Here is a 17074-nt window from a genome sequence, read left to right as displayed (position 1 = left end):
CCTGATTCTGTCCTAGGGGCATGGCATTGCCATGCCCCTACAGCGTGTTGACGTGCGTAAGCCCTAGTTAAAAAGGGATTGGGAATTGGGGGCTGGGTAGCAGAGGGAGCTAGGGGATTACCACTCCATACTTAAAAATGTAATCATTTTTAAGTTGTGAATTAGAATTTTTAAGGGATAAAAGTGGCACAATGAAAGTCTGTCAATAACAAGCCCGGAGTAAAAATTCTGTGAGTCCGACTGCCTCAGCGCCTGAAAAAAGAGCAAGCCGTGCGGTTTTTCCTTTCACTGCGATCGTCGGTCAGGAAGAGATGAAACTGGCTTTGCTGCTGAATGTAATTGACCCCAAAATCGGCGGTGTCATGATTATGGGCGATCGCGGCACTGGCAAATCCACCACCATCCGGGCGTTGGCTGACCTATTGCCCGAAATCGAAGTCGTTGCTGATGACCCCTTCAATAGCGATCCCAACGACCCCGACGTGATGAGCGACACCGTGCGCGACCTGGTTGCACAGCAACAGGAAATACCCGTCGCCAAGAAAAAAGTCCAGATGGTTGACCTGCCCCTTGGTGCCACAGAAGACCGCGTTTGCGGCACCATCGACATCGAAAAAGCTTTATCCCAAGGAGTCAGAGCCTTTGAACCCGGACTCCTCGCTAAAGCTAACCGGGGTATTCTCTACGTGGATGAAGTCAACTTACTTGACGACCACCTGGTAGATGTGCTATTAGACTCAGCAGCTAGTGGCTGGAACACCGTAGAACGGGAAGGCATTTCGATTCGCCACCCTGCCCGGTTTGTGTTGGTGGGTTCCGGCAACCCGGAAGAAGGCGAACTGCGCCCCCAATTGCTCGACCGTTTCGGAATGCACGCTGAAATCCGCACGGTGAAAGAACCAGCGTTGCGAGTGGAAATTGTAGAGCAACGAGCCGAGTTTGACCAAAATCCGCAGCAGTTTCTCGAAAAGTACCAGGACAAGCAACAAGAGTTGCAACAAAAGCTAGTCAGCGCCCAGGAGTTACTACCCTCGGTCAAAATGGAGTACGAGCTGCGGGTAAACATTTCCTCTGTTTGCTCAGAATTGGATGTGGATGGTCTGCGGGGTGACATCGTGACCAACAGGGCCGCAAAAGCGATCGCGGCCTTGGAAGGACGCACCGAAGCGACTGTAGACGACATCCGCCGCGTCATTGCCCTTTGTCTGCGCCACCGTCTCCGCAAAGACCCCTTAGAGTCGATTGATTCCGGCTACAAGGTAGAAAAGGTCTTCGGGCGTGTCTTCGGGCTGGAGATGTCCTCAGAAGAAACTGGCACGGCTACATCGAACGGAGTTCGTCAAGGCGTAAGGTAATGGGATTGGGCATTGGGGATTGGGAATTGGGGATTGGGAATTGGGAATTGGGAATTGGGAATTGGGAATTGGGGGAAAGTCTTACCTAGTCCCCAGTCCCTAGTCCCCAGCCCCCAGTCCCCAGTCCCCAGTCCCCAGTCCCCAGTCCCCAACCCCCTATGTCTGAACCGCTAATTGAACTAAAGGGAATTTCTAAATCTTTTGGCAGCAGTGTCATCCTAGATCAGGTTAATCTGACGATTTATCAGGGTGATGCGCTGGCAATTATTGGCCCCTCTGGAACTGGGAAATCGACGATTTTGCGAATTATTGCTGGACTGCTGGCTCCCGATGCTGGCGAGATTTATATCCAGGGAAAGCGTCGTAAGGGTTTAATTGAAGATGCTGAAGATCCGATAAACATCGGCATGGTGTTCCAGCAGGCGGCTTTGTTTGACTCCTTGACAGTGGAAGAAAATGTCGGCTTTCTGCTGTTTCAGCGTTCTAAACTAGCGTATCGGCGGATACGAGAACTGGTAGAGGAAAAGTTGGAGATGGTCGGGTTGGGGGGAATGAGCGATCGCTACCCCTCCCAGCTTTCCGGCGGGATGCGGAAGCGAGTCAGTTTCGCCCGTGCTATAATGTCCAATCCAGACAGCTCCCAGGACACGCCAGAAGTTTTACTGTATGATGAGCCTACCGCTGGACTTGACCCCATCGCCTCCACGGTGATAGAAGATTTAGTCCGGCAGTTGCAGCGTCAGCAAGGCGGTTGCGGCAGCTACGTGATGGTGACGCACCAAGATAGTACCATTCGCCGCACCTCTGACCGAATTGTGTTTCTCTATCAAGGACAGATACAGTGGTCAGGTGCAACAAGTGAGATTGACACTACAGATGATCCTTTGGTGCGACAATTTTTTAGCGCCAGTGTAACCGGGCCCATTCATGTTGTCGGCTAAAATCAATTAAAAATTAAAAATTAAAAATTAAAAATCTGCTTTTTTAATCTTTAGTTTTGCATTTTTAATTTTATGAGGAAGACAGATGCGATCGCGAACAGTTCGAGAAGGCTCCGTCGGTTTGTTAATCCTAGTGTCCCTTTTCTTGTTTGGTGGACTAATCTTTTGGATACGTGACATCAGGTATGGTAAAAAAAGCTACACGGTAATCGCAGAATTTGCCAACGTTGGGGGAATGCAACAAGGCGCTTCCGTCCGCTATCGCGGCGTTAACGTCGGTCAAATTACCGCCATTAACCCCCGCTCTAATGGCGTGGATGTAACAATGGAAATTTCCCCAGCAGACTTGGTAATGCCAAATGAAGTCGTAGTTGAAGCCAATCAATCCGGTCTGTTGAGCGAAACTTCCATCGACATTAATCCCCTCAAGCAGCTCCCCCCTGAAGTTAAAGTTGCGCTGCCGCTTGACCCCCAATGCCCGACGGGCCTGATTGTTTGTAACAACGAGCGTGTAAGAGGTCAAATTGGTATTAGTTTCGATGAACTGCTTCGCAGCACTACCCGCATTGCCAATCTCTACAACGACCCAACTTTATTAGCTAACCTGAAAGCAGCCACTAAAAATACCAGCGATGCCGCAGTTGGAGTGGCGCAACTCACTCGCGATTTCTCCGGTTTGAGTGCGACAGTACAACAAGAGATAAAAACCTTCTCAGGTGCTGCCAATGCTGTAACCCGCGCCGCCAACCAAACCAGCGCCCAACTTAATCAAATTGGCGGTACAGCCAATCAATTCGGTTTGGCAGCAAATCAGATTACTAGAACTGCCAATCAATACAGCCTAACCGCCACTCAGCTAAACCAACTGCTTGGCAATGTCAACAGCTTAGTGGTACAAAATCGTTCGACTTTGCTCAGCACTTTAGATAACTTTTCCACCAGCAGCCAACAACTACGCACTACAGTAAACAGCCTGACGGGACAAGTCAACCAGTTTGGCAATACGGAACTGCGGCGTAATTTAGAAGTTCTTTCGGCTAACGCAGCGCAGGCATCTGTTAATGCGGCGCAGGCATCAGCTAACTTGCGCGACCTTACCACCGCTCTTAATAGTCCAACAAATTTGGTGGTGTTACAACAAACATTGGATTCGGCGCGAACAACTTTTGAAAACGCCCAGAAAATCACATCCGATTTGGACGATCTCACAGGCGATCAAGCTTTCCGTAACAATTTACGAAATTTGGTCAATGGACTCAGCGGTTTGGTGTCTTCAACGGAGCAACTAGAGCAGCAGGTTCAGATAGCTGAGGTTTTGGAACCAGCAAGAGCGGCGATTAACACGCAAGTTGCCGCAGGAAAAATGAATAAAGACGTTTCTTCATCGTTCTCCTCTAGCCCTTTGACAAATATTAAGGCCCAGAAGCAGTTAAAGTCTAACTCAATTGCTCGACCGAAAGCGATCGCTTTACCCCCTGCTTACTGGCATGAAGAATCAACCCAGCCAGCGGCGGATTTTGAAAAGAAAAAGTGAACTTGCTTTTGTTACTCAGGATGAATGACTGGTTCTATCATCCAAACTTCTGCTGCGGCTAACTTCAGACAAACAGGAGGCAGAAATGCCTAGCCTAGATGTGAATCGAACCCCCGCTAAACGCCAAAGATGTTATAGCGACCCAAGGATGTCAATATAATATTTTACTGGTTCTGTCGCGGAGCGTGTTTAGAACAATCTAGTATGGCAACAATTAACACCAACTACCTGAAGCTGAAAGCAGGCTATCTGTTTCCCGAAATTGCTCGACGGGTGAATGCTTTCGCACAAGCCAATCCTGATGCCAACATTATTCGGCTAGGTATTGGCGATGTCACGGAACCACTGCCGGAAGCCTGCCGCGCAGCTATGATCAAAGCTGTGGAAGAAATGGGCGATCGCGCTAGTTTTAAAGGTTATGGCCCAGAGCAAGGCTACGCCTGGTTACGCGAGAAAATTGCGATTAATGACTTCCAATCGCGGGGATGCGAGGTTGATGCTTCGGAAATTTTCATCTCCGACGGTTCCAAGTGCGATACAGGCAACATTCTCGACATCTTTGGAGATGATAATGCGATCGCAGTCACCGATCCTGTTTATCCGGTGTATGTAGACACTAACGTGATGGCAGGACATACGGGAGACCCTAACGAGAAGGGCGAATTTAAAGGTTTAGTGTATCTGCCGATCACCGCAGAGAACAACTTTACCGCAGAGATACCTCGTGAGAAAGTTGATTTGATTTATCTGTGCTTCCCCAATAATCCTACGGGAGCGATCGCTACCAAAGAACACCTGAAAGCATGGGTAGACTACGCCAAAGCCAATGGCTCGATCATTTTCTTCGATGCAGCCTACGAAGCATTTATCACCGATCCCAACCTTCCCCACTCCATCTACGAAATTGAAGGAGCAAGGGATTGCGCGATCGAGTTTCGTTCCTTCTCCAAGAATGCAGGTTTTACTGGTACCCGTTGTGCGTTAACAGTAGTACCAAAAACGCTCACAGCAAAAGCCACCGATGGTTCTGATGTGGAACTCTGGAAGCTGTGGAATCGCCGCCAGTCCACCAAGTTTAATGGCGTGTCTTATATCGTGCAACGCGGAGCCGAGGCGGTTTACTCCCCAGAAGGCACTGCACAAACTAAGGCGCTTGTCAACTTCTATATGGAAAACGCCAAAATTATTCGCGAGCAGCTGACAGCAGCCGGATTGCAAGTATATGGCGGCGTGAATGCACCTTACGTCTGGGTGAAAACGCCCAATAATTTGTCTAGTTGGGATTTCTTCGATAAGTTGCTGCACACAGCGAATGTTGTGGGAACCCCCGGTTCTGGTTTTGGTGCAGCAGGCGAAGGCTACTTCCGCATCTCGGCGTTTAATAGTCGGGAAAATGTGGAAGAGGCAATGAAACGGATTACCGAGCAATTTAAGGTGTAGGGCGGGTAGTTTGACTATCGATTCTCGCCGATCATACTAGACCTTGTATTGGTAGTGGTAAGTATAGCAATCCTATCTGAGACGTGAACTATATAAATGTTTTTTCGTAAGGCACGCATACAGTTTACAAATTAAATAGGATTGCTATATGTAATGGAAAATACACTACACAGTTAATGAGGCATTTATGTATACGTCTACAGTTACCGCGAATATTATCCTATTCGGCATAGTAAGCGTGTGTAAGCTCTGCTAGATTCTAAACTTTGATGACTGTGATTTTTTGTATTTATAGTGACAAAGTAAACTAAACGCAGAACTATTCCTTATTATGTAGAGCAATAAACTGCTCAACTCAATTCAATAATGCCTTTTGGTAGATTTAAAGCGATATAAAATCAGTTTAATAAAAAGTATAGTATCTGGCAGAAAGTTTCCCGGATTACTTCTTACCATCATGACGGATAGTAAGTTAAACCGAAATTCCTCCCTGACCGATTTTGAGTATTTTTTTTTAGAAATGAGGTATCAATATGCAACAGCGTTATGCTGATCTAATCAGCCGGATTAGCGACAAAGAGCGTGCTTTTGCCCTAGCTATTGGCATCTTCTTTTTGTTTGTAGGCATTGTTGGATTTATACCGGGCTTTACTGCTATGCCTGAAGTTGCATCCGATGCGCCGCTTTATGTACCTAATCTCAAGTTTAGTGACGGATACGGCAATGTGTTGGGCCTATTTCCCACCAATTATTTGCATAATGCCGTACACATTGTAGTGGGTATTCTGGGAATTGCCGCGGCTACTAGCCTCAGTGGTGCGCTGGTATTCAATCAAGGTTTTGCCATTGTCTATACCTTGATAGCAATTATGGGTTTGTTGCCTTTCACGAACACAACTTTCGGCTTAATGCCAATCTTGGGAAACAATGTTTGGCTTAATGCTCTCACGGCGGCAGCAGCAGCTTATTATGGGTTCTTTAAGCCTGCAAAATTAAAGGATGTTGGTGTATCGCCTAGCGTCTAGTTTGGTAGGGTGCGTTAGCCAAGCGTAACGCACCCTTTGCTGCAAGTATTTTGTATATTAGAATACTATTTGAGTTAACACAGAACTATTCCTTAAATACAAGTAAGACAAGCTTTTAGGATGAAGCTGTAATTTCTAAGGATATCGAAAATAAAAGAAGTATTAACGAACTGGGGAGTTAAAATCGACCTTCTAACTGAAGCTTTATAGATGCAAGCCTACGATGTTGTAATTATGGGGGCTGGTCATAATGGTATCTAAATTCAACATTTCTGGGTACGGGATGGACGGAAGAGTTGAAAAATAAGGTAGCAGACCGGGTGCTTGACAAATTAGCAGACTATGCTCCAAATGTCAAAAATTCAATCATTGCTCGTAATGTGGAAAGTCCCGCTGAACTAGGCGATCGCTTGGGAGTCCTGAAGGGTAATTACTATCATCTGGATATGATCGACCAGATGATGTTCTTCCGTCCTTTGTCAGAGATTGCTAATTATAAAACTCCGATTGAGGGTTTATTTCTGACGGGTGCGGAAACTCATCCCGGTAGGTCAATTTCTGGGATGCCGGAACCCAATTGTGCGCGAGCTTTCTTACATAATCAGCGTCCGATTGATCAGACTCTGGCTGATGTGGGTTCTGCTGTGAAATCAACAGCAAAATCTGTTTTAAATATCAAATAGGGGGGAGGACAAAAATATTATGATTGCACGAGATTTTATTATTTGTTTGCGAGAAACAACTTTCAGTTTTGCACTGAAAAAACCTCAAGAGTGTTTGTTGCATCTTCCCTGTGGGTGTGCTAATCCAGGGGAAGCAATCAAGTGTGAAGACTGTCCTTATCTTGAAGCTTGTTTGTCTCGTTGTAAGCCGAAGAAAGCTAAGGGAAGCAATGTCAAAATTGTTTGATTGTACCAAGTTGCATTCATAGGAACTATAGCAATCCTATTTTATGGGTGAAAATTACCTTTTTTTACGAACCGCAGAGGCAAGAAAGGGCGCAGAAGAGGAGAAAAGGGAGAATCTAAATAAATTAGGATTGCTATAGCAATCCTAAATGATTCGTGAACCCCTGTAGGGACACGGCACTGCCGTGTCCCTACACCAGGGCGAATACTCGTTCACAACTTAAATAGGATTGCTATATATGCGATGCTAAGAACAGCATGACATATTTGAACACTACTTGATATTACCTAATGCAGCCTAAAGTTATTTTTGGAAACGCTCAGACTGAGGGTAAAAAACGTTGGGGTTGGATTCTTGGTCACTTTGTAACTCCGACGGATGACCCGCGTTCGACCACAGATTTAGAGGTAAAATGGGCTGTCCACCAAGCAGGAGATAGTAGAGATCAGTGGGCAACGAACGAGGAAGCAACCACACTTTCTATTCTGATTAAAGGGCGATTTCGCCTGCAATTTCCGGAGCAAGAAGTATTATTATCTGGTGAGGGTGACTATGTTCTTTGGGTACCTGGTGTAGCTCATTCTTGGTCTGCTCTTGAAGATTCTATTATTCTGACTGTCCGATGGCCTTCAATCTCAGGCGATAGTGTAGAAGTTGGCTAATTGCTAAAACTAATGTAAGCCCTCCCCAATCCTGGCCGTAAATGGCAAGGGTTGGGGAAGGTTTTAAAAGACTACAATTAAATTTCTGGAACTAGAATGCGTCCGGTGTTACCTGCATTTTTGTAACGTTCAAGTACGTTTTGCGCGATCGCGCCCGCTTTTCCCGCCTCAACCAAAGCCACGCACGCACCCCCAAAACCAGCACCAGTCAGCCTTGCACCAAAGACTCCCGGAGTTTCTTGCAAGATCGCCACGAGGGTATCCAGAGCTAGAACGGAAACTTCGTAATCGTCGCGCAAGCTGGCGTGAGAAGCGTTCATCAATTCCCCAAACCGTTGTGCTGACACTCCTTGCAGAACCTCCAACACTCGGTTATCCTCGGTGACGACGTGACGAGCGCGACGCCGCTGGGGTTCGGGTAAATTTTCCACTGCTTGCGGATCTGTGATATCTCTGAGCGCTTTAACCCCTAGCGATCGCGCTGCTTCTTCGCACTCAGCGCGACGCTGGTTGTATCCGCTAGTCGCCAAAGTACGAGGTACGCCACTATCGATCACCAAAACTTCTGCACCAGCAGGGAAAGGGATAACTTGGCGTTCGAGCGATCGCGTGTCTAAAAACAGCATAGAATCTGTGTCAGCCAAGCTCGAAGCCATCTGATCCATAATGCCGCAGTTGACGCCAGCATATTGAATTTCCGCCTGTTGTGCTATTTCGGCGATGCGGACATCATCGAGATCGAGATTGAGGAGCGATCGCACTCCCCTGAGCGTTGCAACTTCCAAAGCCGCACTGCTAGACAAACCCGACCCCATCGGTACCGACGAACTAACGTGCAGATTCAGCGGCGGTATTGCTTGTCCTTCCTGCTGCAAAAGCCTGATACACCCCAATATATAGCTGGCGAATCCTGGCGGCGTGTGTTCGTTGTCGCAAATGCTTACCCGTTCGTCGAGTTCTTGCGAGTAAAAGTGGTGCTGTCCATCCTTGCTGAAACCCAAATTTACCGTTGTCCGTTGTGGAATCGCTGTTGGTAACACGAATCCATCATTGTAGTCGGTGTGTTCGCCTAGCAAGTTCACCCGTCCTGGTGCGCTGGCTTGCGTTTCAGGTGTTTTACCAAATATCTGCTGGAAGTCCATCATAGTTTATTACGAGCTAGCGTTACATTGACTTTTTTTCGTATTTTCTCAACGAAAAACTTGGGAACTATTTTTTGTGGCTATCCCTAACTGAACCAGAAAAATATAATTTCCCACTACCTATGATATTTATATAAAAATTTGACCTTTATTAACATCATAGTATGCAGCATTTCGTTAACCTTTACCTTAACCAGCAACAGTTATTATTTCAATATTTAATCTATCTCCACATCTTTTAATATTTTAAAATAGCTCTTGTATTTTCAATCACAACTATCCTTAATACTACATCCTACCGGAGATAGACCTAAAAATAAGCTTTATTAGCTTCCGGAAAGAGTAAATAATAAGTAGAGATTTTATAAAATTAATTACACAATCAGAAAGCTTTTAAGGAAACAAAGAGGGTTAGTAACTATGCTTAATATAGGTGATTACGTCCTAAGTCAAAAAACAGGACACATCGGCAAAGTTATCGGCTATGGACATGAAATAATTGGGAACACTTACACTTCAACAATCAAAGTGTTAGTCGAGCATACCCCAGATTTTAGTAAGAAAGGACTTGTGGAGGAAGACGTATATTCGGCATGGACAGCTTGGCAGGGAGCTAATAATTCCAAACTCATGAGTTAACTGCCATGACTAGGATTAACTAAAGTTGAGAACCTCCTCCCTGCCAGAATCATTAGGTAGAGTAGGCAACTCCCCTAGATAAAACTGGCGTTAATCCCGACAGGACTGGATGCCCGGACTTGACCACTTGCTCAACAATATCAGCAGCTCCTTTTACTCCACCTGATTGACGGATAGATTCTTTCAACTTTAAAGCATTATTTAAGTAAGAATCCTCCGTCAGCACCCGTTTAATAGCCGCTTGCAGTTCAGTCGCGTTCAGGTTAGCCAAAGGAAGCGCTTCCCCAGCCCCTGTCCACCTAATTCGCGCTCCCGTTCCTGGCTGTTCATATGTGATTGGGATGGCAACCATAGGAACCCCGTGACTCAGCGAATCTAGTACCGTGTTGAGTCCTCCGTGAGTGATGGTTAAGCTAGCTTTGGAAAGCAGTTCTAGTTGAGGAGCATATTTTACAACTAAGGGAGAACCGGGCAGTCCTTGCACCGCTTCTACATCCATCCCGCCCCCAAGAGTGATAACCAGTTGCACATCCAGCTCCTCGCAGGCTGCGGCGATGCAGTGATAAATATCCTCTTTAGTATTTTGCACAGTTCCAAGCGAAGCATAAATCAGCGGTTGCCCGGTCAAGCGTTCGTAGGGAAAGGAAATTTTGCGCGGCGAGGGATTGCGAAAAGGCCCGACGTAATGGAAGTGCTTTGGTAGGTTGGCGCAGGGGAAATCAAAAGCAGCAGGTTGCTGGCTAATGTGGGCAAGTCGAGAACGGGAAGCATACAACTTGCGAATCACAGGTAACTTCCACTGTTTACGATACTGATTGAGGGCTTGCAGAAGCGGTTGGCTATTGCGATCTAATAGGTAATAAGCAGCCTGATTGCGAAGACGCGCCCACAACTTATTCTCGTAGTTCCAAAGAGTGAAGAAGGGAGGAATTTCTGCTTTGCGGTGGATAGCTTGGGCGCAGGACACGGTTACAAAAGGCATACCCAAGTATTCGGCTACCGTTTCACTTGCTGGTTCTAGCTGATCTGCCAGCAGTGCTTCAATTCCCGCTTCTGCAATGGCACGGGGGGCATCCTCGCACATCGTAGCTGTGAAACGTTGGCACACTTCCACTGAATAACGTAGGGATTCTATACCGCTTAATTTACCTAATTCTGTGAAGCTTTCGGCAAGTTCGCCCGGTCGATAAGCAGACTTTCCAATAGGCCAAAAATTTAGTCCTTCCGAACGCACTGCTGTTTCTAAATCGGGTATTTGCAGGAAGGTGATGCGATGACCGCGCCGTTGTAGCTCTCGTCCCAAGGCTGCCATAGGATGAATATGACCAGCAAAAGGTGGACAAATTACACCAAAGTGAGTCATGGCTTGGATCAAATAAAGTTTTAACGATGTTTGGGTTTTATGGGAGTGCTATAGATTCAGAAGATAAGCTACAAGAAGTAATCGCCGAGAAATTTGCCTCAAGAGCGATCGCGCAGTTAACTTCTGAGACTGATAGCTAAAAGCTTAAGTCAATAATTAAAGCACGAAAGAGTATAAAAGATTCTTGTCTTATGGTATTTAAACCCTACAAGAATCTTTTTTATTGGTTTCTACTAACCAAAGTAATTGCTACTACTTAATCTATACTTCTAGCTAAAGAATAGTCTTACTGTTAAGGTAGGTTGTAATTTTAAATACTAAAAATTTTGGTTTTTGTCAACTAAGAATAAGTGTAAGTTCAGTAAACGATAGTAAAACCAAACAAATTCTTATAATAATTGGGGTTCGTTACTCAAGACAACCTACATGAGTTTTATATTATTAGCCCTAATGTACATAACTTTGGTTCAAGTTTGAATGGCAAACTCTTCCGGGGAAATTCCCCAATTCACCCAACGAATAGCCTCCCGCGCCGATATCATCTCAGGTGGTACGCGCAACGCATGAATAAATCCGGTGCTTGGGCAAGTCATCTTTAACAAAGATATTGGCTCAACATCAACATCAATATCAATTTTTAATAAACTGTATTCTTGATAAGAATCTAGCTCAATTGCCCCTAGTTCCTGGGCAATTCTTTCGTAGCCAATTCCCTGAATTAACACTTGCCGCAGTTCGGCGTTATTTTCTTCTAAAAGCCATTGGGGTTGCCACTGGTTCGGGTGAACTGTTCCGTATTTTTCAGGTAATCTCACGCCATGATAGGCATAGAGACTATATCCGTCAGCAAACTGTATTGCTGGTGAGCCTTCCGCGTGGAGACGCTGCTGGTTGTCCAAGGAGAGGACGCGAGGGCGATCGCATATAATTGCTATCTTTTCATAAGGGTAAATCCAGCCGCAATTCTTAACTATTGATTGAAAAACAATCCATTCTTTTAAATTTTCAGTGCAATTTAAATTTAAAACAAAAACACAAAATTCTATAAAAACCCCACTACTAGACCATTCTTCTATGTCAAGACAATAACCAAATATAGATAATTCAAAACCTAATTCCATACCAATCTTGCTAGACACTTGGTTGTGTAAATGCGTGTGTAGCTCTTCAGTTTCAAAGTAGCTCCTCATTTTTTCCCATAGTTGCCCCATCAGTTTGTCCCATAGTTTATATTCCAGTTCCTGAGACACTCGACCATACGAATCATCTGTAAATTCTCTTGATTCTTTACTCAACCACTGATTATCTGCTGAATAAGGGCTATCACAAAAAATAATCTTTGGTTCAGATAAAGCAATCAAGTTATAGGCTTCTTTTACCGCTTCAGCAGCTTTTTCTCTATCAATTGGCTCAGTTGAATATGCTATGTTTCTCCATTTATCCCGATAAAGCGGAATCAAAGCTTCTTGCTCTGGAGTAAGCTTTTCAATCTTTTTCTGTGACATATTGTGGCGGTGTTGCTGAAAATATCTGGTGTAAAAATTGCCCTGGCGATTAGAAATCGCGGCTACACAAACAAAGTCCGCCTGCGCGGACTTAAGAAAATTTGGTATTTTTAAACCTTTGTCAAGCAGGTTTCGTGTGTATAGCCGCGAATTCAATTCGCTAGGGCATTTCCATTATCCAACTTCCAAAGGTACAGGGCGCAACCTTCCTTCTACCTCCACACTAGGCCAATTTGGATCTAAAGTTAGATTTTCCAACTTGCCATCATTAACAAGGACAAAAGTATCTTCAATCTTTGCCCCTGGTACACTTGGATTCCAAGCAACAGCCATATTCTCCGCCAGAGTGTCATTAGTCGTGGGATTGGCTACAACTTCTCGCGCCAAATATCCCGTAGTTCCACCCTGATGATGTTCGCGGATGGCATTAGGAAAGCCGTGCTTTTGATAAGCATTAGCTAAAGTGTCATAAACTGCATTAAGCGATACCCCAGGCTTTAAAAAATTCAGCCCTTCCGCTTCAATTTCCCTGACATGGCGGTGCAATTTGGCGCTTTCATCGGACGAACCAAATGACACAAATCGGGTAAGATTCGCATACAAACCATGTTCCCTAGCGCAAAACACCAGCATCGCTTGCTGTCCAATTTTTTCGCCGCTAGCGGTAGCGTGGCGGTAAAGCGGCAAACGTCTCTCGCCTGCTACCAGCGTCAGCGCTGGATGTATCCCCCTCGCCCACAAAGCCTCTGCACCTGCACCCGCAAGCTGATATTCTGTCCAATCCGGCTTGGCGGCTTTTAGTACCTCAGTCATCGCTTCGCTCGCTTTACGCCCTAGCTGGCGATATCGCTCCAACTCACTTGACATCAGGGTTCGTTTATGCTGCTGTAGAGACGCGGGTAATCGCTTCTCTACATGAGGAAGCGGGCGATCGCTTAAAACTTTCCCTCCATTGGTAGCTTCCTGCACAAAAGATTCACGCGCCGCAGCATCAGCCCAAGGATTGGCGTAAAACTGGAAATTTGCCGAAATTTCCTCATCTTTAAAACGCTGCGCTTCGATTTCGTCAGTTAATATCCACGCATCTTGGGCTGTCACCAGCACTTCTGCGACTCCGGTTTCTGCGGTTAGCAGTACGGTGCTGGAACCGCCAGCAGTCGCCCATGCGAACCAGTCTGTGCCGCGTAGCCGTAAACCCTGCGCGTCGGCTTCAGTTAGGGCTTTTCGGATTAACTCTAGCTTCTGGGATTCTTCACTAAATTGATTCATAACTCACCTTTTACAGCAGGAAACCCCTCCCCCAGCCCCTAGCCGGAGTTCTTCCCCCTTCCCTTGCAAGGAACGGGGTTAGGGGGTTAAGTTTTGATTCACAACCGTACCGAATTTTCGAGTGTTATGGCTACAGCTTGTAAATCCTTAGCTTTCTCCTCCGGAAGCGCATCATTAGCAAACATCCCTGCTGCTAGTTCAGTTCCCGCCAAATACTTAAGCCGATCTTTGGTACGATAAGGCGGATAAAATTCGGCGTGCAGGTGTGCTTCTGGATGCGGTTGTCCATCGGTAGGTGCTTGGAACCAAGCCATCAAGTAAGGAAAGGGACGATTCCACAAACCATCGTATTTAAGAGTAACAGTCTTTAAAGCTTTGGCAAGTCCCGCCCGTTGCTCTGGGGTAAGATCCATGAAAGTGGCAGCAGGCTGGATGGGCGCAAGCCAAACTTCGTAAGGATAACGCGCACAAGCGGGGATAAATGCGATCGCTTGCTCATCCTGATAAATTATCCGCTGCTTGTCTTCGATTTCCTTTTGTATCAAATCTTGCAGCAAGCCCCGGTTATTTTCCTGATAATATGCCTGCTGACGCTCTAACATTCGGGCGGGAACAGGCGGGACAAAAGGATAAGCGTAGATTTGTCCGTGGGGATGCTGCAAAGTCACCCCCATTTCTACACCCTTATTTTCAAACGGCAACACATATTGAATGTGGGGATTTTCGCCGATAACGCGAGTGCGATCGCTCCAAACTTGGAACAGCAATTCTAAATGATCCAGTTCCAGGGAACCGATAGTAGCCTGCGGATCTTGAGTAAAAACCACCACCTCGCACGCACCATCTGCGGGGAGAGTTTCAACAATGCTGGCGGGTGGGTTATGCGCCGCCAGCGTCATTGAAGGAAAGCGGTTATCAAAAACCGCTACATCATATCGACCTTGGGGTAGTTCAGTGGGAAAGTTAGGATCGGTGGTAGGTGCTAGAGGATTGTATTCTGCGGGCGGCATAAAAGTCCGCCCCTGACGATGCGAAGCATAAGCTATCCATTCTCCCCGCAACGGGTGCCAACGTAGATGAGGATTTGCGGCTACAGGTTCATTGCTGGGACTAGGAGCTATAATTCCCTCCGCAATGGGGTATCTGCTGTACAGCTTCAGAGTGCGACCATCCGGTTTCAACAGATCCAGGGAATGCATTTTTGTCTTGCGACCATCCAGCTTTCATCCCTGAGAGCATAGCGTCTTCCTCGTCTTCGCCGCCCCTACCTAGAGTCGCAGATGCGATCGCTTCTATGGGGAATTTCGGTGTCCGGTCAGCATACAACAGTCCGTTAGCTTCTTGGAAAGTATCCGTTAGCTGGGTGTAACAAAATCCGCTGAATAATTCGACTTTGTTAACCACATTCAGTAACGCGGTATACCTTACTTCCAGTTCCGAGAGATTTTCAGAACGCACGTATCCCCAAACTTTGTTTGAATCAGGGCTTTCCCGATGCGCGTAGGCAATGCCCCCGAACTCAGTCAGCATGATAGGCTGTCCTTGATGAGGATACCCGTCAAGCGTCAAGACGCGCCCACCCGGCCGCTGGCGATCGAACAGATCCGATAACTTCACCTCTGGCCCATAGCGCTTCGATAACCGAGTCGGTCTGTTATCGTAGTCGTGGATAGCCAGGATGTCGGTGGCCGCACTTTCCCAGCCATCGTTACCAATTACAGGGCGAGTCGGGTCTAGAGTTTTGGTTAAGTGATAGAGTGCTTGCACGCAGTGGCGATGCGCCTCTGTTGCTGTTAAGTCGGGAACTCCCCAAGATTCGTTGAACGGCACCCAGACTACAATACACGGATGGCTGGCATCGCGTTCGATAACCTCAGTCCACTCCTTCGTAATGCGTTCTACGGCTTTGGGACTAAAGCGATAGGGGCTGGGCATTTCTTCCCAGACCATCAAACCAAGTACGTCCGCCCAATACAAGAAACGGGGGTCTTCTATCTTTTGGTGTTTGCGGACACCGTTGAAGCCCATTGCTTTGGCTAACTCCACATCGCGCCGCAACGCCTCATCTGAGGGAGGAGTCATCAGCGTGTCGGGCCAGTAACCTTGGTCTAGAACCAGCCGCAGATAGTAAGGGCGACCGTTAAGCATAAAGCGATCGCGCTGAGTTGACACAGTCCGCATCGCTGTATAGGATCTTACGTCATCCAACAGCTTGTCATCAGACCACAACTGCACAGAAGCATCAATTAAAGTCGGTTTCTCCGGACTCCACAGTAACTCGTTGCGGTAGTCGTCGATACCAGGGTCAGATAAAGCAATGCGGCGGTGAATCTCCCCGTTAATCACTTCGTAGGTATCGTTTACCAGCAGATGACAGCCGACGGTTAGTTTAACTTTAATTTGGATGCCATCGCGTAGCTCACCCCCAACAAAAGCCTCAAAACCAATCTCCCACCGCTCAAAGTGCGGAGTCCAGCGAATACGCTGAATATAAGTAGAGGGAACGCGCTCAACCCAAACAGTCTGCCAAATTCCACTGGTGCGCGGATACCAGATACTGTGGGGTTCCAACTGCCAATCTTGCTTACCGCGAGGTTTAGCTAAGTCTTGCGGATCGTCTTGCGCCCAAAGTGTTACTCGCTGGGGTTCATCTTTATTCAATACAGATGTAATATCTATAGTGAATGGGGTATGACCGCCCTCATGTTCAGTCATAAACTGACCATTGACCCAGACTTTCGCACAATAATCTACAGCTCCGAAATGGAGGAGTACCCGCCCCTCACCTTCCGGTACGTCAAATTCCCGCTCATACCAGCAATTAGGATGAAAACCCGTATCGCCTATCCCACTTTGGGCGGATTCGGGAGCAAAGGGGACTTGAATGGTATGTGTCCACTCAGAAATATCTGAAGGACGAATTTTTTTGCCATCGTCATCAAATGTAAACTTCCAAGAGCCGTTCAGACAAACCCAGTGCGATCGCTCTAACTGCGGACGCGGATATGCTGGTTTCCGATCATAACAATCCGCGGAGTTAGCAGGATTGCAGGGGATATAACAGTTTTCTAGCCACTTACCTAAAGAGTGCATAACTTCATCTACCCAAGGTTATATATCTAGAGTACCCGCAAGTATCTGACCTGTAACTGTTTTTGGATATTTTATTTAAAAATATTTCAAAGTCTCACACAGTCTAGGTTTCAACAAGTTGAGCCTATATTTATTTTACCCTTTGGTACAATTGCATTACAGAAGTAGTGTGCGCTTTGGAGAGCGTAACACACGGC

The 17074-nt window shown here is 46.5% G+C and carries 13 protein-coding genes and 1 pseudogene; 8 read left to right on the top strand and 6 right to left on the bottom strand.

The genetic code is table 11. The features are described 5' to 3' along the window. The first annotated feature begins 230 nt into the window (after positions 1 to 230). From bchI to H6F63_RS27220, 7 genes and pseudogenes are all read left to right on the top strand, one after another. Complete coding sequence (gene bchI, locus H6F63_RS27250) at positions 231 to 1355, top strand: magnesium chelatase ATPase subunit I (protein ID WP_190428100.1); 1125 nt, start codon at positions 231 to 233, stop codon at positions 1353 to 1355. 158 nt (positions 1356 to 1513) lie between these two features. Then, positions 1514 to 2296, top strand: coding sequence for an ABC transporter ATP-binding protein (locus H6F63_RS27245; protein ID WP_190442696.1), 783 nt, complete (start codon positions 1514 to 1516; stop codon positions 2294 to 2296). An 85-nt stretch (positions 2297 to 2381) separates the two neighbouring features. Further along, positions 2382 to 3830: an MlaD family protein gene (locus H6F63_RS27240; protein WP_190640427.1), complete on the top strand. Its 1449-nt coding sequence runs from the start codon at positions 2382 to 2384 to the stop codon at positions 3828 to 3830. A 204-nt stretch (positions 3831 to 4034) separates the two neighbouring features. After that, positions 4035 to 5270: an LL-diaminopimelate aminotransferase gene (locus H6F63_RS27235; RefSeq protein WP_190640426.1), complete on the top strand. Its 1236-nt coding sequence runs from the start codon at positions 4035 to 4037 to the stop codon at positions 5268 to 5270. Between the two features lie 533 nt (positions 5271 to 5803). Then, the gene (locus H6F63_RS27230) at positions 5804 to 6295 is read left to right on the top strand and encodes a DUF4383 domain-containing protein (protein WP_190640425.1); all 492 of its coding nucleotides are present in this window, start codon (positions 5804 to 5806) and stop codon (positions 6293 to 6295) included. Between the two features lie 275 nt (positions 6296 to 6570). Then, a pseudogene (locus H6F63_RS27225) lies at positions 6571 to 6978 on the top strand (NAD(P)/FAD-dependent oxidoreductase); the annotation flags it as partial. Between the two features lie 516 nt (positions 6979 to 7494). Further along, positions 7495 to 7866: a signal peptidase I gene (locus tag H6F63_RS27220; protein WP_190640424.1), complete on the top strand. Its 372-nt coding sequence runs from the start codon at positions 7495 to 7497 to the stop codon at positions 7864 to 7866. A gap of 77 nt (positions 7867 to 7943) precedes the next feature. On the opposite strand, the gene galK is transcribed toward H6F63_RS27220, so the two are convergent. Next, positions 7944 to 9008: a galactokinase gene (galK, locus tag H6F63_RS27215; RefSeq protein ID WP_190640450.1), complete on the bottom strand. Its 1065-nt coding sequence runs from the start codon at positions 9006 to 9008 to the stop codon at positions 7944 to 7946. A gap of 420 nt (positions 9009 to 9428) precedes the next feature. Here galK and H6F63_RS27210 point away from each other — a divergent pair, with 420 nt between their 5' ends. Continuing rightward, a complete protein-coding gene (locus tag H6F63_RS27210) occupies positions 9429 to 9647 on the top strand; it encodes a hypothetical protein (RefSeq protein ID WP_190640423.1) in 219 nt (72 codons plus the stop codon). Between the two features lie 52 nt (positions 9648 to 9699). Here the strand turns inward: H6F63_RS27210 and H6F63_RS27205 are convergent, their stop codons facing one another. The 5 genes from H6F63_RS27205 to H6F63_RS27185 form a co-directional block, all read right to left on the bottom strand. Further along, positions 9700 to 11010: a glycosyltransferase gene (locus tag H6F63_RS27205; RefSeq protein WP_190640422.1), complete on the bottom strand. Its 1311-nt coding sequence runs from the start codon at positions 11008 to 11010 to the stop codon at positions 9700 to 9702. Positions 11011 to 11477: 467 nt separating this feature from the next. After that, positions 11478 to 12515, bottom strand: a complete 1038-nt coding sequence (locus H6F63_RS27200; RefSeq protein WP_190640421.1) for a DUF6745 domain-containing protein — start codon at positions 12513 to 12515, stop codon at positions 11478 to 11480. A 174-nt stretch (positions 12516 to 12689) separates the two neighbouring features. Next, on the bottom strand, positions 12690 to 13784 hold the full coding sequence (locus H6F63_RS27195; protein ID WP_190640420.1) for a M24 family metallopeptidase: 1095 nt from the start codon (positions 13782 to 13784) through the stop codon (positions 12690 to 12692). Positions 13785 to 13882: 98 nt separating this feature from the next. Next, on the bottom strand, positions 13883 to 14983 hold the full coding sequence (gene galT / locus H6F63_RS27190; protein WP_190640419.1) for a galactose-1-phosphate uridylyltransferase: 1101 nt from the start codon (positions 14981 to 14983) through the stop codon (positions 13883 to 13885). Further along, a complete protein-coding gene (locus H6F63_RS27185; RefSeq protein ID WP_190640418.1) occupies positions 14895 to 16877 on the bottom strand; it encodes a sugar-binding domain-containing protein in 1983 nt (660 codons plus the stop codon). Before H6F63_RS27185 ends, galT begins: the two co-directional genes overlap by 89 nt. Positions 16878 to 17074: the final 197 nt, after the last annotated feature.

Origin of the sequence: Trichocoleus sp. FACHB-40, from assembly GCF_014695915.1 — a bacterium.
GTDB classification, from domain to species: Bacteria; Cyanobacteriota; Cyanobacteriia; order Cyanobacteriales; family FACHB-T130; genus Funiculus; species Funiculus sociatus.
Note: the sequence above shows the minus strand (reverse complement) of the source record. Positions and strands in the feature narration are given on the sequence as shown.